Annotated in this window: 10 protein-coding genes and 2 pseudogenes; 4 read left to right on the forward strand and 8 right to left on the reverse strand. The window is 71.0% G+C overall.

What is annotated here, in order from left to right; all coding sequences use genetic code 11:
- Positions 1–153 precede the first annotated feature (153 nt).
- The 8 genes and pseudogenes from whiA to rsgA all read right to left on the reverse strand — a co-directional run bounded on the left by whiA (position 154) and on the right by rsgA (position 11356).
- Positions 154–1134 carry a DNA-binding protein WhiA gene (gene whiA, locus ABT297_RS21385; RefSeq protein WP_350552221.1) on the reverse strand — a complete coding sequence of 327 codons (981 nt, stop codon included), beginning with the start codon at positions 1132–1134 and terminating at the stop codon, positions 154–156.
- A 7-nt stretch (positions 1135–1141) separates the two neighbouring features.
- Positions 1142–2224, reverse strand: a complete 1083-nt coding sequence (locus ABT297_RS21390) for a gluconeogenesis factor YvcK family protein (RefSeq protein ID WP_350552224.1) — start codon at positions 2222–2224, stop codon at positions 1142–1144.
- Entirely contained in the window at positions 2221–3120 is a 900-nt protein-coding gene (rapZ, locus tag ABT297_RS21395; protein ID WP_350552251.1) for an RNase adapter RapZ, read from the reverse strand. Before rapZ ends, ABT297_RS21390 begins: the two co-directional genes overlap by 4 nt.
- An 825-nt stretch (positions 3121–3945) precedes the next feature.
- Positions 3946–5850: pseudogene (uvrC, locus tag ABT297_RS21400) on the reverse strand (excinuclease ABC subunit UvrC); the annotation flags it as partial.
- 79 nt (positions 5851–5929) lie between these two features.
- A complete protein-coding gene (locus ABT297_RS21405; protein ID WP_350552227.1) occupies positions 5930–6346 on the reverse strand; it encodes a Rieske (2Fe-2S) protein in 417 nt (138 codons plus the stop codon).
- Positions 6347–6423: 77 nt separating this feature from the next.
- On the reverse strand, positions 6424–6945 hold the full coding sequence (locus ABT297_RS21410) for a Rieske (2Fe-2S) protein (protein WP_350552230.1): 522 nt from the start codon (positions 6943–6945) through the stop codon (positions 6424–6426).
- A gap of 319 nt (positions 6946–7264) precedes the next feature.
- Positions 7265–10177 (reverse strand): annotated as a pseudogene (uvrA, locus tag ABT297_RS21415) (excinuclease ABC subunit UvrA); the annotation flags it as partial.
- Between the two features lie 144 nt (positions 10178–10321).
- Positions 10322–11356 (reverse strand): ribosome small subunit-dependent GTPase A, encoded by a 1035-nt coding sequence (gene rsgA / locus ABT297_RS21420; protein WP_350552232.1) that lies wholly within the window; start codon positions 11354–11356, stop codon positions 10322–10324.
- Between the two features lie 89 nt (positions 11357–11445).
- On the opposite strand from rsgA, the gene ABT297_RS21425 reads away from it, so the two are divergent.
- The 4 genes from ABT297_RS21425 (at position 11446) to ABT297_RS21440 (ending at position 14850) form a co-directional block, all read left to right on the forward strand.
- Positions 11446–11880, forward strand: a complete 435-nt coding sequence (locus tag ABT297_RS21425; RefSeq protein WP_350552235.1) for a hypothetical protein — start codon at positions 11446–11448, stop codon at positions 11878–11880.
- Between the two features lie 10 nt (positions 11881–11890).
- A complete protein-coding gene (locus ABT297_RS21430) occupies positions 11891–12568 on the forward strand; it encodes a maleylpyruvate isomerase family mycothiol-dependent enzyme (protein WP_350552238.1) in 678 nt (225 codons plus the stop codon).
- Positions 12565–13164, forward strand: coding sequence for an MBL fold metallo-hydrolase (locus ABT297_RS21435; protein ID WP_350552240.1), 600 nt, complete (start codon positions 12565–12567; stop codon positions 13162–13164). The genes ABT297_RS21430 and ABT297_RS21435 overlap by 4 nt, the downstream gene beginning before the upstream one ends.
- Positions 13165–13932: 768 nt before the next feature.
- Positions 13933–14850 carry an RpnC/YadD family protein gene (locus ABT297_RS21440; RefSeq protein ID WP_350552242.1) on the forward strand — a complete coding sequence of 306 codons (918 nt, stop codon included), beginning with the start codon at positions 13933–13935 and terminating at the stop codon, positions 14848–14850.
- Positions 14851–15756: the final 906 nt, after the last annotated feature.

Raw genomic sequence — 15756 nt, forward strand, 5'->3', positions numbered from 1 at the left:
CACCCGATACACAGGGTCCGGCCGCGTGTCGCGGCGGCGATCGAACAGCGAAGAGCGACCCGAGTCGGCCTCATCGCCGAACAGGGAAACCCTATCGTCTCGAACCGGTCACGGTCCCGCCGGGGTGTCGGGTGACACGTTTCCCCCGGGCACTCACCCGACCAGCATCTCCGGGGTGACCGCCGACTCGGTGTCCGGAATGCCCAGATCACGCGCCCGCTTGTCGGCCAGCGCGAGCAGCCGGCGGATCCGCCCAGCGATCGCGTCCTTGGTCAGCGGCGGGTCGGCGAGCGCGCCGAGCTCCTCCAGCGAGGCCTGCCGGTGCTCCAGGCGCAGCGTGCCGGCGCTGAAGAGGTGCTCGGGCGCGGAGTCGGCGAGGATCTCCATCGCCCGGGCGACCCGGGCGGCGGCGGCCACCGCGGCCCGCGCCGAGCGGCGGAGGTTGGCGTCGTCGAAGTTCGCCAGGCGGTTGGCGGTGGCCCGCACCTCGCGGCGCACCCGCCGCTCCTCCCAGGTCAGTACGCTCTGGTGCGTCCCGATGCGGGTGAGCAACGCGGCGATGGCGTCGCCGTCCTTGACCACGACCCGGTCCACCCCGCGCACCTCGCGGGCCTTGGCGGTGATGCCGATGCGCCGGGCGGCACCGACCAGCGCGAGCGCGGCCTCCGGCCCCGGGCAGGTGATCTCCAGCGCGCAGCTGCGGCCCGGCTCGGTCAGCGAGCCGTGCGCCAGGAACGCACCCCGCCACGCGGCGACCGCGCAGCACATGTTCGCCGACACGACGTGCGGCGGCAGGCCGCGAACCGGTCGCCCGCGCACGTCCAGCAGGCCGGTCTGGCGGGCGAGGGCCTCGCCGTCCTTGACCACGCGCACGATGAAGTGGCTGGCCTTGCGCAGACCGCCGGAGGCCAGGACGTGGATCTCGCTGGAGTACCCGTACACCTCCGACACCTCGCGGCGCAGCCGTCGGGCGGCGGCGTTGGTGTCCAGCTCGGCCTCCACGACGACCCGGCCGGAGACGATGTGCAACCCGCCGGCGAAGCGCAGCAGCGAGGCCATCTCGGCGCGCCGGCAGCAGGGTTTCGCCACGTCCACCCGGCTCAGCTCGTCCTTGACCGCAGCGGTCATCGCCATTCTGTCGTCACCTCGCGGTTTTCGTGTTCAAGGTCATGTCGTGACGTGCCTGCGCCCGCCCGTGCCACGCGCCGGGCGCCGTTACCGGTGTGCGCCCCCCGCCCGCAATCCCGGCGCGGCCATCGGCGCGCAACAAAGGCTCGAGTGCCGCGGCCAGCGCCTTCGGGTCGTGCCGGGGCGCCCCTTCGCCGACGGCGACCGGGGCCAGGACCAGCCGCGCACCCAGCGATTCTGCCGCACGATGGACCGGTTCGGGGTCGCCTACGGCTTTCCCGTCGGCAAGAACTACATCGACGCGCAATTCAGGCAGGTAACGATGCAGCGCGGCCAGGTGCTCCGGCAGCGTCAGCCCGGCGGTCTCGCTGTCGGCGGCCAGGTTGAGCGTGACCAGCCGCCGGGCCGGGCTGTCCCGGATGGCGGCGGCGAGCCCCGGGACCAGCAGGTGCGGGATGACGCTGGTGAACCAAGACCCGGGTCCGAACAGCAGCCAGTCGGCGTCGCGCACGGCCCGCACCGCCTCGGCGCACGCCTCCGGCTCGGCCGGGGTCAGGCGTACCCGATCGATGGTCTTCGTCGTCACCGCGACCTCGTGCTGACCGCGGACGGTGACGACCTCGCCACCCTCGGAAAGATCCGCCTCGATGTGCAGCGGATCCCGGGACATCGGCAGCACGCGGCCGCCGCAGCGCATCATCTGCGCGGCCCGGTCCAGCGCGACGACCGGGTCGCCGGCGAGCTCCATCAGCCCACAGAGCACCAGGTTGCCGACCGGGTGCCCGGCGATGTCGTCCTCGCCGGCGAACCGGTGCTGGAACAGGTCGGCGGTCGCGGTCTCCTCGGCGAGAGCGGCGAGGGCCTGACGCAGATCCCCCGGGGGCAGTATGTCGCGGGTCGCGCGCAGCCGGCCGCTGGAGCCGCCGTCGTCGGCGACCGTGACCACGGCCGTGATGTCCAGGGGCAGCTGGCGCTGGAGCATGCGCAGGGCGCGCAGCGAGGCGGACAGGCCGTGCCCGCCGCCGAACGCGACCGCCCGGACGGCCCGGCCCGCCGCCCGTGCGCCGTTGTCGCCGCCCGCCTTCAGGCCCGTCATTCGCGTCCCAGGTCGCGGTGCTGGGGCGACGCCGCGAGCCGCATGTCGCGCAGCCGCCGGGCGAGCTCCTCGGCGATGGCGACGCTGCGGTGCTTGCCGCCCGTGCACCCGACGGCGATCGTCAGGTAGCGCTTGCCCTCGCGCTCGAACCCGGGCGCCGTGGCGTTGATCAGCCGCGCATACGTCTCCACGAACGTGATCGCCCCGCGCTGCCCGAGAACGTACCGGCTGACGTCGGTCTCCCTGCCCGTGTGCTCCCGCAGCTCCGGCACCCAGTACGGGTTGGGCAGGAAGCGCGCGTCGAGCACGAAGTCGGCGTCGGGCGGCAGCCCGTACTTGAAGCCGAAGGACAGGACCGTGACCCTGATCTGAGTCGTGTCCTCCTCGCCGAACATCTCCTCGATGCGCCCGCGCAACTGGTTGACATTCAGGTGACTCGTGTCGATCAGGACGTCGGCCTGCTCACGTGCCTCCTGCAGCAGCTCGCGCTCGGCGGCGATGCCGTCGGACAGGCGCCCGGCGCCCTGCAGCGGGTGCGAGCGCCGGACGCTCTCGAAGCGCCGGATCAACACCTCGTCGTCGGCGTCGACGAACACCATCCGCGGGTTGAACCCACGCTCCCGAAGTGACTTGACCGCGCCCGGCAGGTCCGTCGAGAACGCGTGGCTGCGCACGTCGAGCACCATGGCGGTGCGACGGACGGCCCCCTTCGCGGCGTGGGCGAGCTCGGCCATGTCGAGCAGCAGCGCCTGCGGCAGGTTGTCCACGACGTAATACCCGACGTTTTCGAGCGCCCGCGCGACGGTGCTGCGCCCGCCTCCGGACACTCCCGTCACGATGACCAGGTCGGTGGTCTTACGCCCCGGCACCCCTGCTTCGCCGGCGGCGCGGCCCACGACGGCCTGCTCGGGTCCCCGCTCGGCCCCCGGCTCCACGTCCCAGCCCGCGATGGCCCGGTCGGCTCCCCGCCCGGTCCCCGGCTCCGCGTCCCAGCCGACGATCGCCCGCTCGGCCTCCGGCTCCGGTTCCCGGCCCACGACGATCGGCCCGGCACCACGGCCGGGGGCGGCGCCACCGGTCTCCAGCGTGTCCGGGTCGGCTTCCCGCCCGGATTCGCGGTCGGCGAAGGTCCGCCCGTCCCGCGAATCCGCGGCCGGGTCACCTAACGGCGGGGCGCCGTCGTCGGGCGCGGGGGCGTCATTCGGCACGTCGCCTTCTCTCGACACGTCGATGAGTTTATGTCGTACCGCTCGCACCATCGGACGGTCGGTCGGTTTGCACTAGTTCGCGGTATCCGTTCCATCCGTCGCCGCTTCACCCGACCTCGCCACCGCCGGCACACGAACGGGTGACTCCACGCTGTCGTCGCCGTGCGCCGCGTCACGTTCCCCGCCCGGCACGCCGCCGTCTTCGCGCACCTCGTCCGCCTCGTCGACGGCCTCGGGCACCGCGTCACGACGGCCCTCGCTCGCCTGGCCAACGCCCTCACGCGGCAGATCACGGTGCGTGTCCGCCCGGCCACCGGGCTCGTCGCGCGGCTGGTCACGGGCCCCGTCCGGCTCGTCAACGGCCTCGCGTGGCTCGTCATGGGTCTTGCCGGCGGCGGTGCGGGCCTCCGCGGTCGCGGAGTTCGCCTCGTCGATGGCTGGGGCGGAGGACTCGGCCGGGCCGTCGGGCGTGGCGGGGGCGGCGGCGCCCGGGGCGGCGGGGAGGTCACCGCCGAGGGCGGTGAGGATCGCCTCCGCCGTGCGGCGGCCGATGCCCGGGACCTCCGCGATCTCGTCGAGGCTCGCCGCTTTCAGCCTTTTGAGTGAACCGAAGTGGCGCAGCAGGGCCTTGCGGCGGATCTCGCCGAGGCCCGGCACGGCGTCCAGGGTCGACGCGGTCATGCGCTTCGAGCGCTTCTGGCGGTGGTACGTGATCGCGAAGCGGTGGGCCTCGTCGCGGACCCGCTGCAGCAGATACAGGCCCTCGGAGGCGCGCGGCAGGATCACCGGGAACTCGTCGTCGGGCAGCCACACCTCCTCCAGGCGCTTGGCGAGGCCGCAGATCGTGATGTCGTCGATGCCGAGGTCGAGCAGCACCTGGGCGGCGGCGTTGACCTGGGGCTGGCCGCCGTCCACGACGACGAGCTGGGGCGGGTAGGCGAACTTGCGCGGGCGCCCCGTCGTCGGGTCGATGCCGGGGCGGGACGGGTCGACCTCGCCGGCCTCGTCGATCTCGACCTTGGCGTCGAGGTATCGCGCGAACCGCCGCCGCAGCACCTCGGAGATCGCCGACACGTCATCGGTCGCGCCGTTGATCGCGAAGCGCCGATACTCGCTCTTGCGCGACAGCCCGTCCTCGAAGACGACCATGCTCGCGACCACGTCGGTGCCCTGGATCTGCGACACGTCGTAGCACTCGATGCGCAGCGGCGCGGTCTGCATGCCCAGCGCCTCGGTGATCTCCTCCAGCGCCTTGCTGCGGGTGCTGAGGTCGCCGGCCCGGCGCAGCTTGTGCTGCTGCAGGGCCTGCTCGGCGTTGCGCGCGACGGTGTCGGCGAGGGCCTTCTTGTCGCCGCGCTGCGGCACCCGGATCGCGACCCGGCTCCCGCGCAGCCGGGTCAGCCAGTCGGCGAGCGCGTCGACGTCGGCCGGCAGCTCCGGCACCAGCAGCTCCCGCGGCAGGTCGGCGGCCTCGGCACCGGCCTCGCTGCCGTAGATCTGGGTGCAGAAGTGGTGCACGAGGTCGCCGATGGTGAGATCCTCGGTCTTCTCCACGATCCAGCCGCGCTGGCCGCGTACCCGCCCGCCGCGCACGTGGAACACCTGGACCGCGGCCTCGAGCGGGTCGTCGGCGAAGGCGACCACGTCGGCGTCGGTACCGTCGCCGAGCACCACCGCCTGCTTCTCCATCGCGCGGCGCAGCGCACCGAGGTCGTCGCGCAGCCGCGCGGCGCGCTCGAAGTCCAGCTCGTCGGAGGCCTCATACATCTCCCGCTCGAGCTGCTTGATCATCGTGTCGGTCCGGCCGGCCATGAAGTCGCAGAAGTTCTCGACGATCTGCCGGTGCTCGTCCTCGCTGACCCGGTCGACACACGGCGCCGAGCACTTCCCGATATACCCCAGCAGGCACGGCCGCCCGATCTGCCCCGCGCGCTTGAAGACGCCCGACGAGCACGTGCGGGCCGGGAACACCCGCAGCAGCAGGTCCAGCACCTCGCGGATGGCCCAGGCGTGCGCATACGGCCCGAAATAGCGCACGCCCTTGCGCTTGGCGCCGCGCATCACCTGCAGCCGCGGATACGCCTCGTCGAGCGTGACGGCGAGATACGGATAGCTCTTGTCGTCGCGATACCGGACGTTGAACCGCGGGTCGTACGCCTTGATCCAGTTGTACTCGAGCTGCAGCGCCTCGACTTCGGTGCCGACGGTGACCCAGTCGACCCGCGACGCCGTGGTGACCATCTGCTGGGTGCGCGAGTGCAGCGTCCACAGCTCGGCGAAGTAGCTGCTGAGCCGCTGCCGGAGGCTCTTGGCCTTGCCCACGTAGATGACCCGGCCGGCGGGGTCGTAGAAGCGATACACCCCCGGCGCGTCGGGAATGGTCCCCGGAGCGGGCCGATACGTCGACGGGTCAGGCACGGTTCGAGACTATCCGGGGGGTACGACAAAATCGGCGACGGCCGGTCGCCGCGACGGCAACCGGCCATCGCCGAGCACGTCACGCCGTCAGGTAGATGTCCTCACCGTCGATGCGCAGCTTCTTCTCGTCGAGCTTCGCGGGGGCCGGTGGGTTGGTGACCGAGCCGTCCACCGCCGAGAAGGTGCTGCCGTGACACTTGCAGTTGATCGAGTTGTTCGCCACATCCGTCACGACGCACAGCTGGTGCGTGCAGATCGCGGTGAAGGCCTTGAACGTGCCGGGCTCCGGCTGGGTGATCACGATGCCGCCGCCGACGGTGACGATCTTGCCACCCTTGACCGGAATGTCCGACTTCTTGGCGATCGGGCCGCTGGGAGTGGAGTCTTTGGCGGTGCTGTTCGATCCGCTGTCTCCGCCCCCACAGGCGGCGATGACGGACGAGGCCGTCACACCGACGGCTCCGGCGAGCACCGCGCGGCGGGTCGTGTCACTCATCAAGCTCCTCCAATGGTCGTAGGCCCGCAGGCTGCGGCCATGAATACACAGAACGTGGAAGGTACGGTTCAATCCGGTCAGGCGCGCACGACGTAGCCGCCGCGCACCTCGACCTTGATGCCCTTGAGACCGCGCGTTGCCGGGCCATCCACCCGGCTGCCGTCGGCGACCTTGAACTTCGAGTTGTGCCGCGGGCACTGGATGATCGGGTTGCCGTCGAACGGCGGGTCGACGATCTGGCCCTCGTGCGGGCACGCCGCGTCGTACGCCCTGAAGGTCCCCTTCGCCGGCTGGATCACCAGCACGGTGTCCTTGACGACAACCCCGCCGCCGACCGGCACCTCGCCCGCGGCGACCAGCGCGTTGGACGGCACCTGTGGATCGCCGCTGCGGCCCGACCCGGTGTCGTCGAACGGGTTGCCGCGAGCGCTGGTCGGCGCGGCCGGCGCGCTGGAGCCGCCCGGCTGCCCGCCGGCGCCCGCGGACGGCTCGTCGCCGCCGCACCCGGCGAGCACCACGATGCCCATCGCGCCCGCGCCCAGCAGGAGCGTGCGCCGCGCGGCGACGGCGCAGGGGTTGAAGACGTCCTCGACCGACACGTGACTCCTCCTGGGTTCAGCCTCGCCAGCGGCCACCGTAGCAGCGCCGCCCGCGAGCCCCCGATCGCAGGAGAAGTGACCGGGGACGGCCCGCGAGGCCGTCCCCGGCACCTGCTCAGCCCTTGGCCGCCGCCTTCTTCGCCGGGGCCTTGCGCGGTGCGGCCTTCGTGGCCTTGGTCGCCGCGGAGGCCGTGTTCTTCGCCGCGGCCGTCGTCTTCGCCGGGGCGGCCGCCTTGGCCGCCGGGGCTGCCTTGGCCGAAGTGGCCGCCTTGGCCGCCGGGGCCGCCTTCGCGCGGGCACCGGCGGTCTTCCTCGGCACCGCGGCCGGCTTGGTCCCGTTGGCCTGCGCCGCGCGGTCGCGGGCCGCCGGGTCGCCGCTGGCCGGGCCGGTCAGCCCCAGCACGTGGCGCAGGAACTGCCCGGTGTAGCTGTCCGGGAGCTCGGCGACCTCCTCCGGGGTGCCGGCGGCGACGACCGTGCCGCCCTTGTGGCCGCCCTCCGGACCCATGTCGATGATCCAGTCGGCGGTCTTGATGACGTCGAGGTTGTGCTCGATGACGATGACCGTGTTGCCCTTGTCCACCAGGCCCTGCAGCACCAGCAGCAGCTTGCGGATGTCCTCGAAGTGCAGCCCGGTGGTCGGCTCGTCCAGCACGTACACCGTCCGGCCCGTCGAGCGCTTCTGCAGCTCGGAGGCGAGCTTCACGCGCTGCGCCTCGCCGCCGGAGAGCGTCGGGGCGGGCTGGCCGAGCCGCACGTATCCCAGGCCGACGTCGACCAGCGTCTTGAGGTGCCGGTGGATGGCCGGGATCGCCTCGAAGAAGCCGGCCGCCTCATCGATGGGCATGTCCAGCACCTCGGCGATGGTGCGGCCCTTGTAGTGCACCTCGAGGGTCTCGCGGTTGTACCGCGCGCCCTTGCAGACCTCGCACGGGACATACACGTCGGGCAGGAAGTTCATCTCGATCTTGATCGTGCCGTCGCCGGCGCACGCCTCGCAGCGGCCGCCCTTGACGTTGAACGAGAACCGCCCCGGGCCGTAGCCGCGGACCTTCGCCTCGACCGTCTCGGCGAAGAGCTTGCGGACGTTGTCGAAGACGCCGGTGTACGTCGCCGGGTTGGACCGCGGCGTCCGGCCGATCGGCGACTGGTCGACGCCGACCACCTTGTCCACGAGGTCGAGGCCGGAGATGCGGGTGTGCCGCCCGGGCACCAGCCGGGCGCCGTTGACGGTGTTGGCCAGCACGGCGTGCAGGATGTCGTTGACCAGCGTCGACTTGCCCGAGCCGGAGACGCCGGTGACGGCGACGAGCTGGCCCAGCGGGAACGGCACGGTCAGGTTGTGCAGGTTGTGCTCGCGGGCGCCGACAACGACCAGCTCGCGGCCGGGCGTGCGCGGGCGCCGGATGGCCGGGGTCGGGATGCTGCGGCGGCCGGACAGGTAGGCGCCGGTCACCGAGTCCTCGGTCTTGACCAGGTCGTCGTAAGGCCCGCTGTGCACGACCCGGCCGCCCTGCTCGCCGGCACCGGGCCCGATGTCGACGATCCAGTCGGCGGTGCGGATGGTGTCCTCGTCGTGCTCGACGACGATGAGCGTGTTGCCGAGGCTCCTCAGCCGCATGAGGGTCTCGATGAGGCGGTGGTTGTCGCGCTGGTGCAGGCCGATGCTCGGCTCGTCGAGGACGTAGAGCACGCCGACCAGCCCGGAGCCGATCTGGGTGGCCAGGCGGATGCGCTGCGCCTCGCCGCCGGACAGCGTGCCGGCGGCCCGGTCGAGGGAGAGATAGTCCAGGCCGACGTCGACGAGGAACCGCAGCCGGGCGTTGATCTCCTTGAGCACCCGTTCGGCGATCATCTTCTGCCGGTCGGTGAGCGTCATCGCGCCGAGCAGCTCGGCACACTCCCCCACCGACAGGTTGCACACGTCGGCGATGCTGCGCCCGGCGATCGTCACCGCGAGGATCTCCGGCTTGAGCCGGGTGCCGCCGCAGGTGCCGCAGGGCACGTCGCGCATATACCCCTCGTACTTGTCCCGCGACCAGTCGCTCTCGGTGTCGGAGTGGCGGCGCTCGATCCACTGCACCACACCCTCGAACCCGGTGTAGTAGGAGCGCTCGCGGCCGTACTTGTTGCGATAGCGGACGTGGACCTGGTCCTCGGAGCCGTAGAGAATCGCCTTCTGGCCGCGCGAGGAAAGCGCGCGCCACGGGGTGTCGAGGTTGAAGCCCTCGTCGTCGCCGAGCGCCTCGAGCAGCCGCAGGAAGTAGTCCAGCGTGTGGCCGGTCGCCCAGGGCGCGATCGCGCCCTCGCGCAGGGAGCGCTCCGGGTCCGGGACGATGAGCTCCGGGTCGACCTCCTTCTTGGTGCCGATGCCGGTGCAGTCCGGGCAGGCACCATACGGCGCGTTGAAGGAGAACGAGCGCGGCTCGAGGTCCTCGATCGACAGCGGGTGCTCGTTGGGGCAGGCGAGGTGCTCGGAGAACAGCCGCTCCCGGTGCTCGTCGTCCTCCGGCAGGTCGACGAACTCGAGGATCACGATGCCGGCGGCGAGCTTGAGCGCGGTCTCGACCGAGTCGGTGAGCCGCTGCTTGGCGCTCGGCTTCACCGCGAGCCGGTCGACGACCACCTCGATGGTGTGCTTCTCCTGCTTCTTGAGCTTCGGCGGGTCGGTCAGCTGGTGCACGACGCCGTCGATGCGGGCCCGCGCGTAGCCCTTGGACTGCAGCTCGCTGAACAGGTCGACGTATTCGCCCTTGCGCCCCCGCACCACCGGCGCGAGCACCTGGAAACGGGTGCCCTCGTCCATCGCCAGGACACGGTCGACGATCTGCTGGGGCGTCTGCTTGGTGATCGCCTCACCGCAGACCGGGCAGTGCGGCTCGCCGACGCGGGCGTACAGCAGCCGCAGGTAGTCGTAGACCTCGGTGATGGTGCCGACCGTCGAGCGAGGGTTGCGCGAGGTCGACTTCTGGTCGATCGAGACCGCCGGGGACAGGCCCTCGATGAAGTCGACGTCGGGCTTGTCCATCTGGCCGAGGAACTGGCGCGCATAGGAGGAGAGTGACTCGACATATCGCCGCTGGCCCTCGGCGAAGATCGTGTCGAACGCCAGGCTCGACTTGCCCGAGCCGGACAGCCCGGTGAACACGATCATCGCGTCGCGCGGCAGATCGAGGCTGACGTCGCGAAGGTTGTGCTCGCGGGCGCCACGGATGATCAAGCGGTCGGACATGCTTCCCCTTGGCAGAGACAACTTGGCATGATTTGTCCGGTTGGAACACCGTCACGGTGCCAGCCGACAACTCTAACCAGGGGGTATGACATTTTTCGGCGCCCGATCACTCGAGGGATGTTCGAACGGGCGATGACCCCGCGGCTACGGCCGTGCCGGCCGCCGGCGTTCGCGGCTTTCGCGCCGCATCCGCCGTACCGCTGCCAGCATCTGCTCTTTTTGTAACTTCTGCCAATGGGCGTAACGCCGCGGGCTCAGCTCGCCGGCCTCGACCGCGGCCCGGACGGCACAGCCCGGCTCGTCGGCGTGGTTGCAGTCCTGAAACCGGCAGTGTGCCGCGAGCCGCGTCACGTCCGCGAACGCCCGGTCGAGCCCGGCCGCGGTGTCGAACATGCCGACGAGGCGTACGCCGGGAGTGTCGAGAACCGAACCGCCGCCCGGCATCGGGATCAACGCCCGATACGTGGTGGTGTGCCGGCCCCGGCCATCGGCGCGCAGCTCGCGGGTCTGCATCACCGGCGCCCCGGCGAGCGCGTTGACCAGGCTGGACTTGCCCGCCCCGGACTGCCCGAGCAGGCCGAGCGTGCGGCCGTGCGCGACGAGCGGGCGCAGCGCGTCCAGGCCCAGCCCGGTGCGAGCGCTGACGGCGTGCACCTCCACGCCGGACGCGCGCCCCGGCATCTGCGCCGCGAGCGCCTCCGGATCGGCCGCCAGGTCGGCCTTCGTGAGTACCAGATGCGGCCTTGCCCCCGACTCCCACGCCAGCGCCAGCAGCCGCTCGATGCGCCCCAGGTCGGGCGAGGGGTCGACCGGTTCGACGACCGCGACCGAGTCGACGTTCGCCGCCAGGACCTGTCCGAAGGACTCCTCGCCCGCCACCGCGCGGACGATCGCCGTGCGCCTGGGCAGCACCGCCTCCCCCGTCAGCCGCCCGTCCGGCCAGGTGCGCACGACCAGCCAGTCGCCGGCGCAGGGCAGCGCGCCCGGGTCCTGCGCGGCGCGGGCCAGCAGGCCGCCCGACAGGCTCGCCCGGACCGGGCCGCCGGCCGAGAGCGCGGTGCAGACGCCCCGGTCCACGCGGCTGACCCGCGCGGGCCGCTGACCGGGCACGGCGAACCGGCGCTCGAAGGCCGCGGCGAAGGCGTCGTCCCAGCCCAGGGCCGACAGGTCGATGTGCATGGCATCCTTCCGTACGAACTGGCGTTCGGAAATCCACGGTAGGCAGCGCGCCCATGCCGCGAAACCGAATATCGAGGCTATGGTCAGGTGTGCTTCCCTCGCATGTGCTGGCCGGCGCCGTCGGACTCCGCCTCGATCGGGCCGATGTGCAGTGGCACGTCTCGCCCGGCCAGGACGACTCGCTGATGCGGTTCTGGCTGACGTTCGGCGGCACGTCGTACGGGTTTCACGTCGGCGCCGAGGACGAGATCCTGGACGTGATCGTCGAGGAGCGCGGGACCGACGCCGAGATGGGCGTCTACGGGCGCCTCGAGGTCAGGTCCGCCGCCGGCCGTGACCCCGCGGCCTGCGCGGTCGGCCAGCGGCTCATCGTGGTCCATGATCTCTTCGCGGGGTACCTCGGGAAGCCCATCGGCGCCAGGCTGTCCTTCGAGACCGTCGACCTCAGCGTGGCCGACTGGGAGGACGAGCTGCACTGGGCCACCGGCGACCTGCCGCCCGCCGTCGGGGTACGTCAGCGCTAGGGTGTCTGCTGTGACGGCCGATCCGCTGGTGCTCAACCCCGAGCTCGAACGAGCCACCGCCCGGCTGCTCGCCACCGTTCGCGGCCTCGACGACGCATCGCTCGCCGCGCCCTCCCGGTGCCCCGGCTGGACCCGCGGCCACGTGCTCAGCCACCTGGCCCGCAACGCCGACGCGTACGTCAACCTGCTGACCTGGGCCCGCACCGGCGTGCGCACCCCCGCGTACGCGAGCCCGCAGGCGCGCGACGCCGACATCGAGGCCGGCGCGGCCCGCCCGCTCGCGGAGCAGCTCGCCGACCTCGAGGCCGCCGCCGCCCGTTTCGCCGCGGCGATCGACGCGACCCCCGCCGCGGCGTGGGCGGCGATCGTGGCGTTCCCGTCCGGCGAGGAGGTCCCTGCCGCCCGGCTCGTGTGGGCGCGTATCTGCGAGGTCGAGCTGCACCATGTCGATCTCGACGCCGGCTACGGTCCCGCCGACTGGCCGCCCGCGTTCCCGCTGCGCCTGCTCCACGACCCGTCGACCCCGCGCGTGGCGACCCTCGCGGACCCGGACGGCACCGCGCTGCTCACCGTCCCCTTCGCACCGACCGTGACCGGCCCGGCACATCGGCTAGCCGCCTGGCTCTCCGGCCGTGGCGACGGCACCGGCCTGACCGGCGACCTGCCCAGCCTGGAGGCGTGGAAATGACGACCGGACTCTCGATCACCAAGCTTTCCGTCGGACCGATGGACAACAACGCGTACCTGCTGCGCTGCCGCACCACCGGCGAGGGCGTCCTGATCGACGCGGCCAACGAGGCGCCACGACTGCTCCAGCTCGTGGAGCCGGAGGGCATCCGCACGGTCGTCACCACCCACCGCCACACCGACCACTGGATGGCCCTCGCCGAAGTGATCGAGGCGACGGGCGCGCAGTCCCTGGCCCACCCGGCCGACGCGCCCAAGATCCCGGTGGTCACCGGCACCCTGAACGAGGGCGACACCCTCCGCGTCGGCGACTGCAGCCTGTCGGTGATCCACCTGGTCGGCCACACCCCGGGCTCGATCGCCCTGTACTACGAGCCGGACGGCGGCCACCTCTTCACCGGCGACTCCCTCTTCCCGGGCGGCGTCGGCAACACCCACGGCAACAAGGCCCATTTCGACTCACTCTTCCACGACGTGACCACGAAGATCTTCGACCGGCTGCCGGACGAGGTGACGTTCTACCCGGGCCACGGCAAGAACTCCACGATCGGCGCCGAGCGCCCGTCCCTGCAGGAGTGGCGCGAACGCGGCTGGTGACGATCGGCTCGGGACCCTCCCGGCTGTCGGCGACAGGCCGGCCCCAGAAGCGTTGATGGCCGCGGAGCCCAGCCCGAAGACGACCTCTTCGGATGCTGACGCACGTATCGCGGATGCCGACTCATCGGACACCGCAGGGTCCTGGCGAACGCTTGGGGTGTCCGCGACGGCGAGGCGGCCGCCCGCCTCGTCAAACACTTCGCCACGGCGTCGATCTCGGCGAGACCCAGGGACGAAAGCCGCAACGGCCAGGTCCCGATCTATGCGGTCCACGAGGCCAGTCGTCTCCGCGTGCAAGCCATCGGCGAACCCGAACCGATCCTTCTGAACCTTGGCCGGAAACGGCGAAATACTGCGGTCCATCCGCTTGAGCGGATCACCGTCGTGCCGTGGGAGTTCCCCGTTCAAGATCTCCCAGAATCCCCCGGGCGAGATCCGCAAGGGGCTCGCCTCCCGGCGGTTCCGTCCGCGACGAGGCCCGGCCGCACGAGCCTCGACGACTGCCCGACCGAAGACGAGCTTCGCAACGATGGACCAGCGAGCTCTAGCTCTTGACCCAAGAATTCGGACTTGCATTGACCTTGTGGAATTGACCGTTCGGTTGATTCCGTTCGTGAAATCGCTGATAGAGGCGATCCGAAGATGCAGCCCTATGACCCGAGGTTCACAAAGGCGCCACTTGGTGACCGCAACATATGGGCCGATGTAGCTAACTATCGATTATCATCTATTAATGAATCGCCAGGATATCTCCTAGATTTTCGCAACGTGCCTTCATCGGATCCCGAAATACTCATCGAGCTGTTCCGGGGCAGACCGGCGCTGGCCGCCGAGCTCCTGAGCGGCCCTCTGCACGGCGCGCTGCCAGACTTCCGGATCGCCCGGCTGTCATCTAGCGAGTTTACCGACGTGACCCCGACCGAGTACCGGGCAGACGCGGTCGTCACGCTGGACGGCACCAACGGACCGGTCCTCGCCGTCGTGGTCGAGGTGCAGCTGCGGGTCGACGCGCGGAAGCGGCGCAGCTGGCCGGTGTACATCACGACCCTGCACGCACGGCTCGGCTGCCCGGTCGCCCTGCTGGTGATGTGCCCCGACCAAGCCGTCGCCGACCGGTGCGCGGCCCCGATCGCGATCGGCCCGCCCGGCTCGGTGCTGACGCCCGTGGCGCTCGGCCCCGACCAGGTTCCCGTCGTCACCGACCCCGACACAGCTGAGCGCGCCCCCGAACTCGCGGTGCTGTCCGCGCTGGCTCACGGAGGCCGCCCGGACCCCACGCCGGTGTTCGAAGCACTACTCGCCGCACTCGACGTAATCGATCCAGTCCATGCCAACCTGTACACTGACCTGGTATTCAAGGACCTGCCGGAGGCTGCCCGGGAATGCCTGGAGGAGCTCATGACCACCACGAGTCACCGCTACCAAAGCGACTTCGCCCGCCGCTACTTCGACGAGGGTGAGGCCAGCGGCGAGGCGCGCGGCCTGGCCACCGGTGAGGCCCGCGGCCTAGCCGTAGGTGAGGCGCGCGGCCTGGCCACCTCGGTCTTGGCGATCCTCAGCGACCGGGGCGTCGACGTTCCGGACGACATCCGCGCTCGAATCGTCGGCTGCACCGACCTCGACAAGCTCCACGCCTGGCTCCACCGCGCCATCAAGGCCGACACGATCCAGGACCTCGGCGACTAACCGCTCAGCACGGCAACGCCGCCACTGGCCAACGGGCCAGCGGCGGCGCCTGAGGTCCCCGCAGCGGGCGAGACGAGCGGAGAAGCCCGTTCGCCTTCGACCCGCCGCCGCCCTCACTCGTCGGGGCGGGCGCCAAGCCTTCAGGCCAGGCGCTCGGCCTGGGCGTGAACGATACGAAGTCGACCCCGGCTACCGCGAAGCGGTGGTGGGCGCGGACCACGATGAGGTGATCTCAGTAAGAACTGCGTAGGTCTCGGTTTTCGAATTGGGTGAGCACGAGCGCGGCGACATGGGCCACCAGTTCCTTGGGCACGTCGACCATGGCACGGTATGTGATCAGATGGGGTCCTCACCGTAGAGAAGGATCTTGTGGTGAGAACTCATCTACCGAAGGCTCCACGCCCCGTCCAAAATTGTCCAGTGTGGATGATCTGGGCGTGTCATCCAGATTTCGCACGCATCCCCGTTGAGATCACCTTGTTGTTATAAACTGCCGTTCGGGGCGGTGGTTTCGGTCGGATTCTGGGATAATTGCATGCATGGGGCAGCTGGGATTGTTTTCAAGGGCGGAGTTGGCTGCCATGCGTGACCGGACCAGATCACGTCGCTATTCTCCGGCGAAGGAGCAGTTCCGCCGGGAGCACGCACGGCATCGAGACTGGGGCCCTCGCCAGACGTCACGCCGACAAACTCCGCCGCCTCCGCGGCGACACCCCGCCAGCGATCAGCGACCAGCGCGACGGCTCGATGCAGGGGCCGGTGCCGCCCTCGCCACCTCCGCCGGTCACGCAGCCTGACCAGGCACAACATCCCGCGAGCAACACCGCGGCGAACGACCGCGAACCCGCACCCCGCCAGGTGGACGGCGACGGGCGGCCCGGTCCTGGCCCGAAGCGTCGTCGCGCA

Origin of the sequence: Dactylosporangium sp. NPDC000555, from assembly GCF_040300025.1 — a bacterium.
In the GTDB taxonomy this organism is placed as follows: domain Bacteria; phylum Actinomycetota; class Actinomycetes; order Mycobacteriales; family Micromonosporaceae; genus Dactylosporangium.

Excerpts from the sequence above, each read along its gene's own strand:
- ABT297_RS21435 (WP_350552240.1), top strand. The coding sequence starts at position 12,565 with ATGACGACCGGACTCTCGATCACCAAGCTTTCCGTCGGACCGATGGAC.
- whiA (WP_350552221.1), bottom strand. The coding sequence starts at position 1,134 with ATGGCGATGACCGCTGCGGTCAAGGACGAGCTGAGCCGGGTGGACGTG.
- ABT297_RS21390 (WP_350552224.1), bottom strand. The coding sequence starts at position 2,224 with ATGACGGGCCTGAAGGCGGGCGGCGACAACGGCGCACGGGCGGCGGGC.
- ABT297_RS21405 (WP_350552227.1), bottom strand. The coding sequence starts at position 6,346 with ATGAGTGACACGACCCGCCGCGCGGTGCTCGCCGGAGCCGTCGGTGTG.
- rsgA (WP_350552232.1), bottom strand. The coding sequence starts at position 11,356 with ATGCACATCGACCTGTCGGCCCTGGGCTGGGACGACGCCTTCGCCGCG.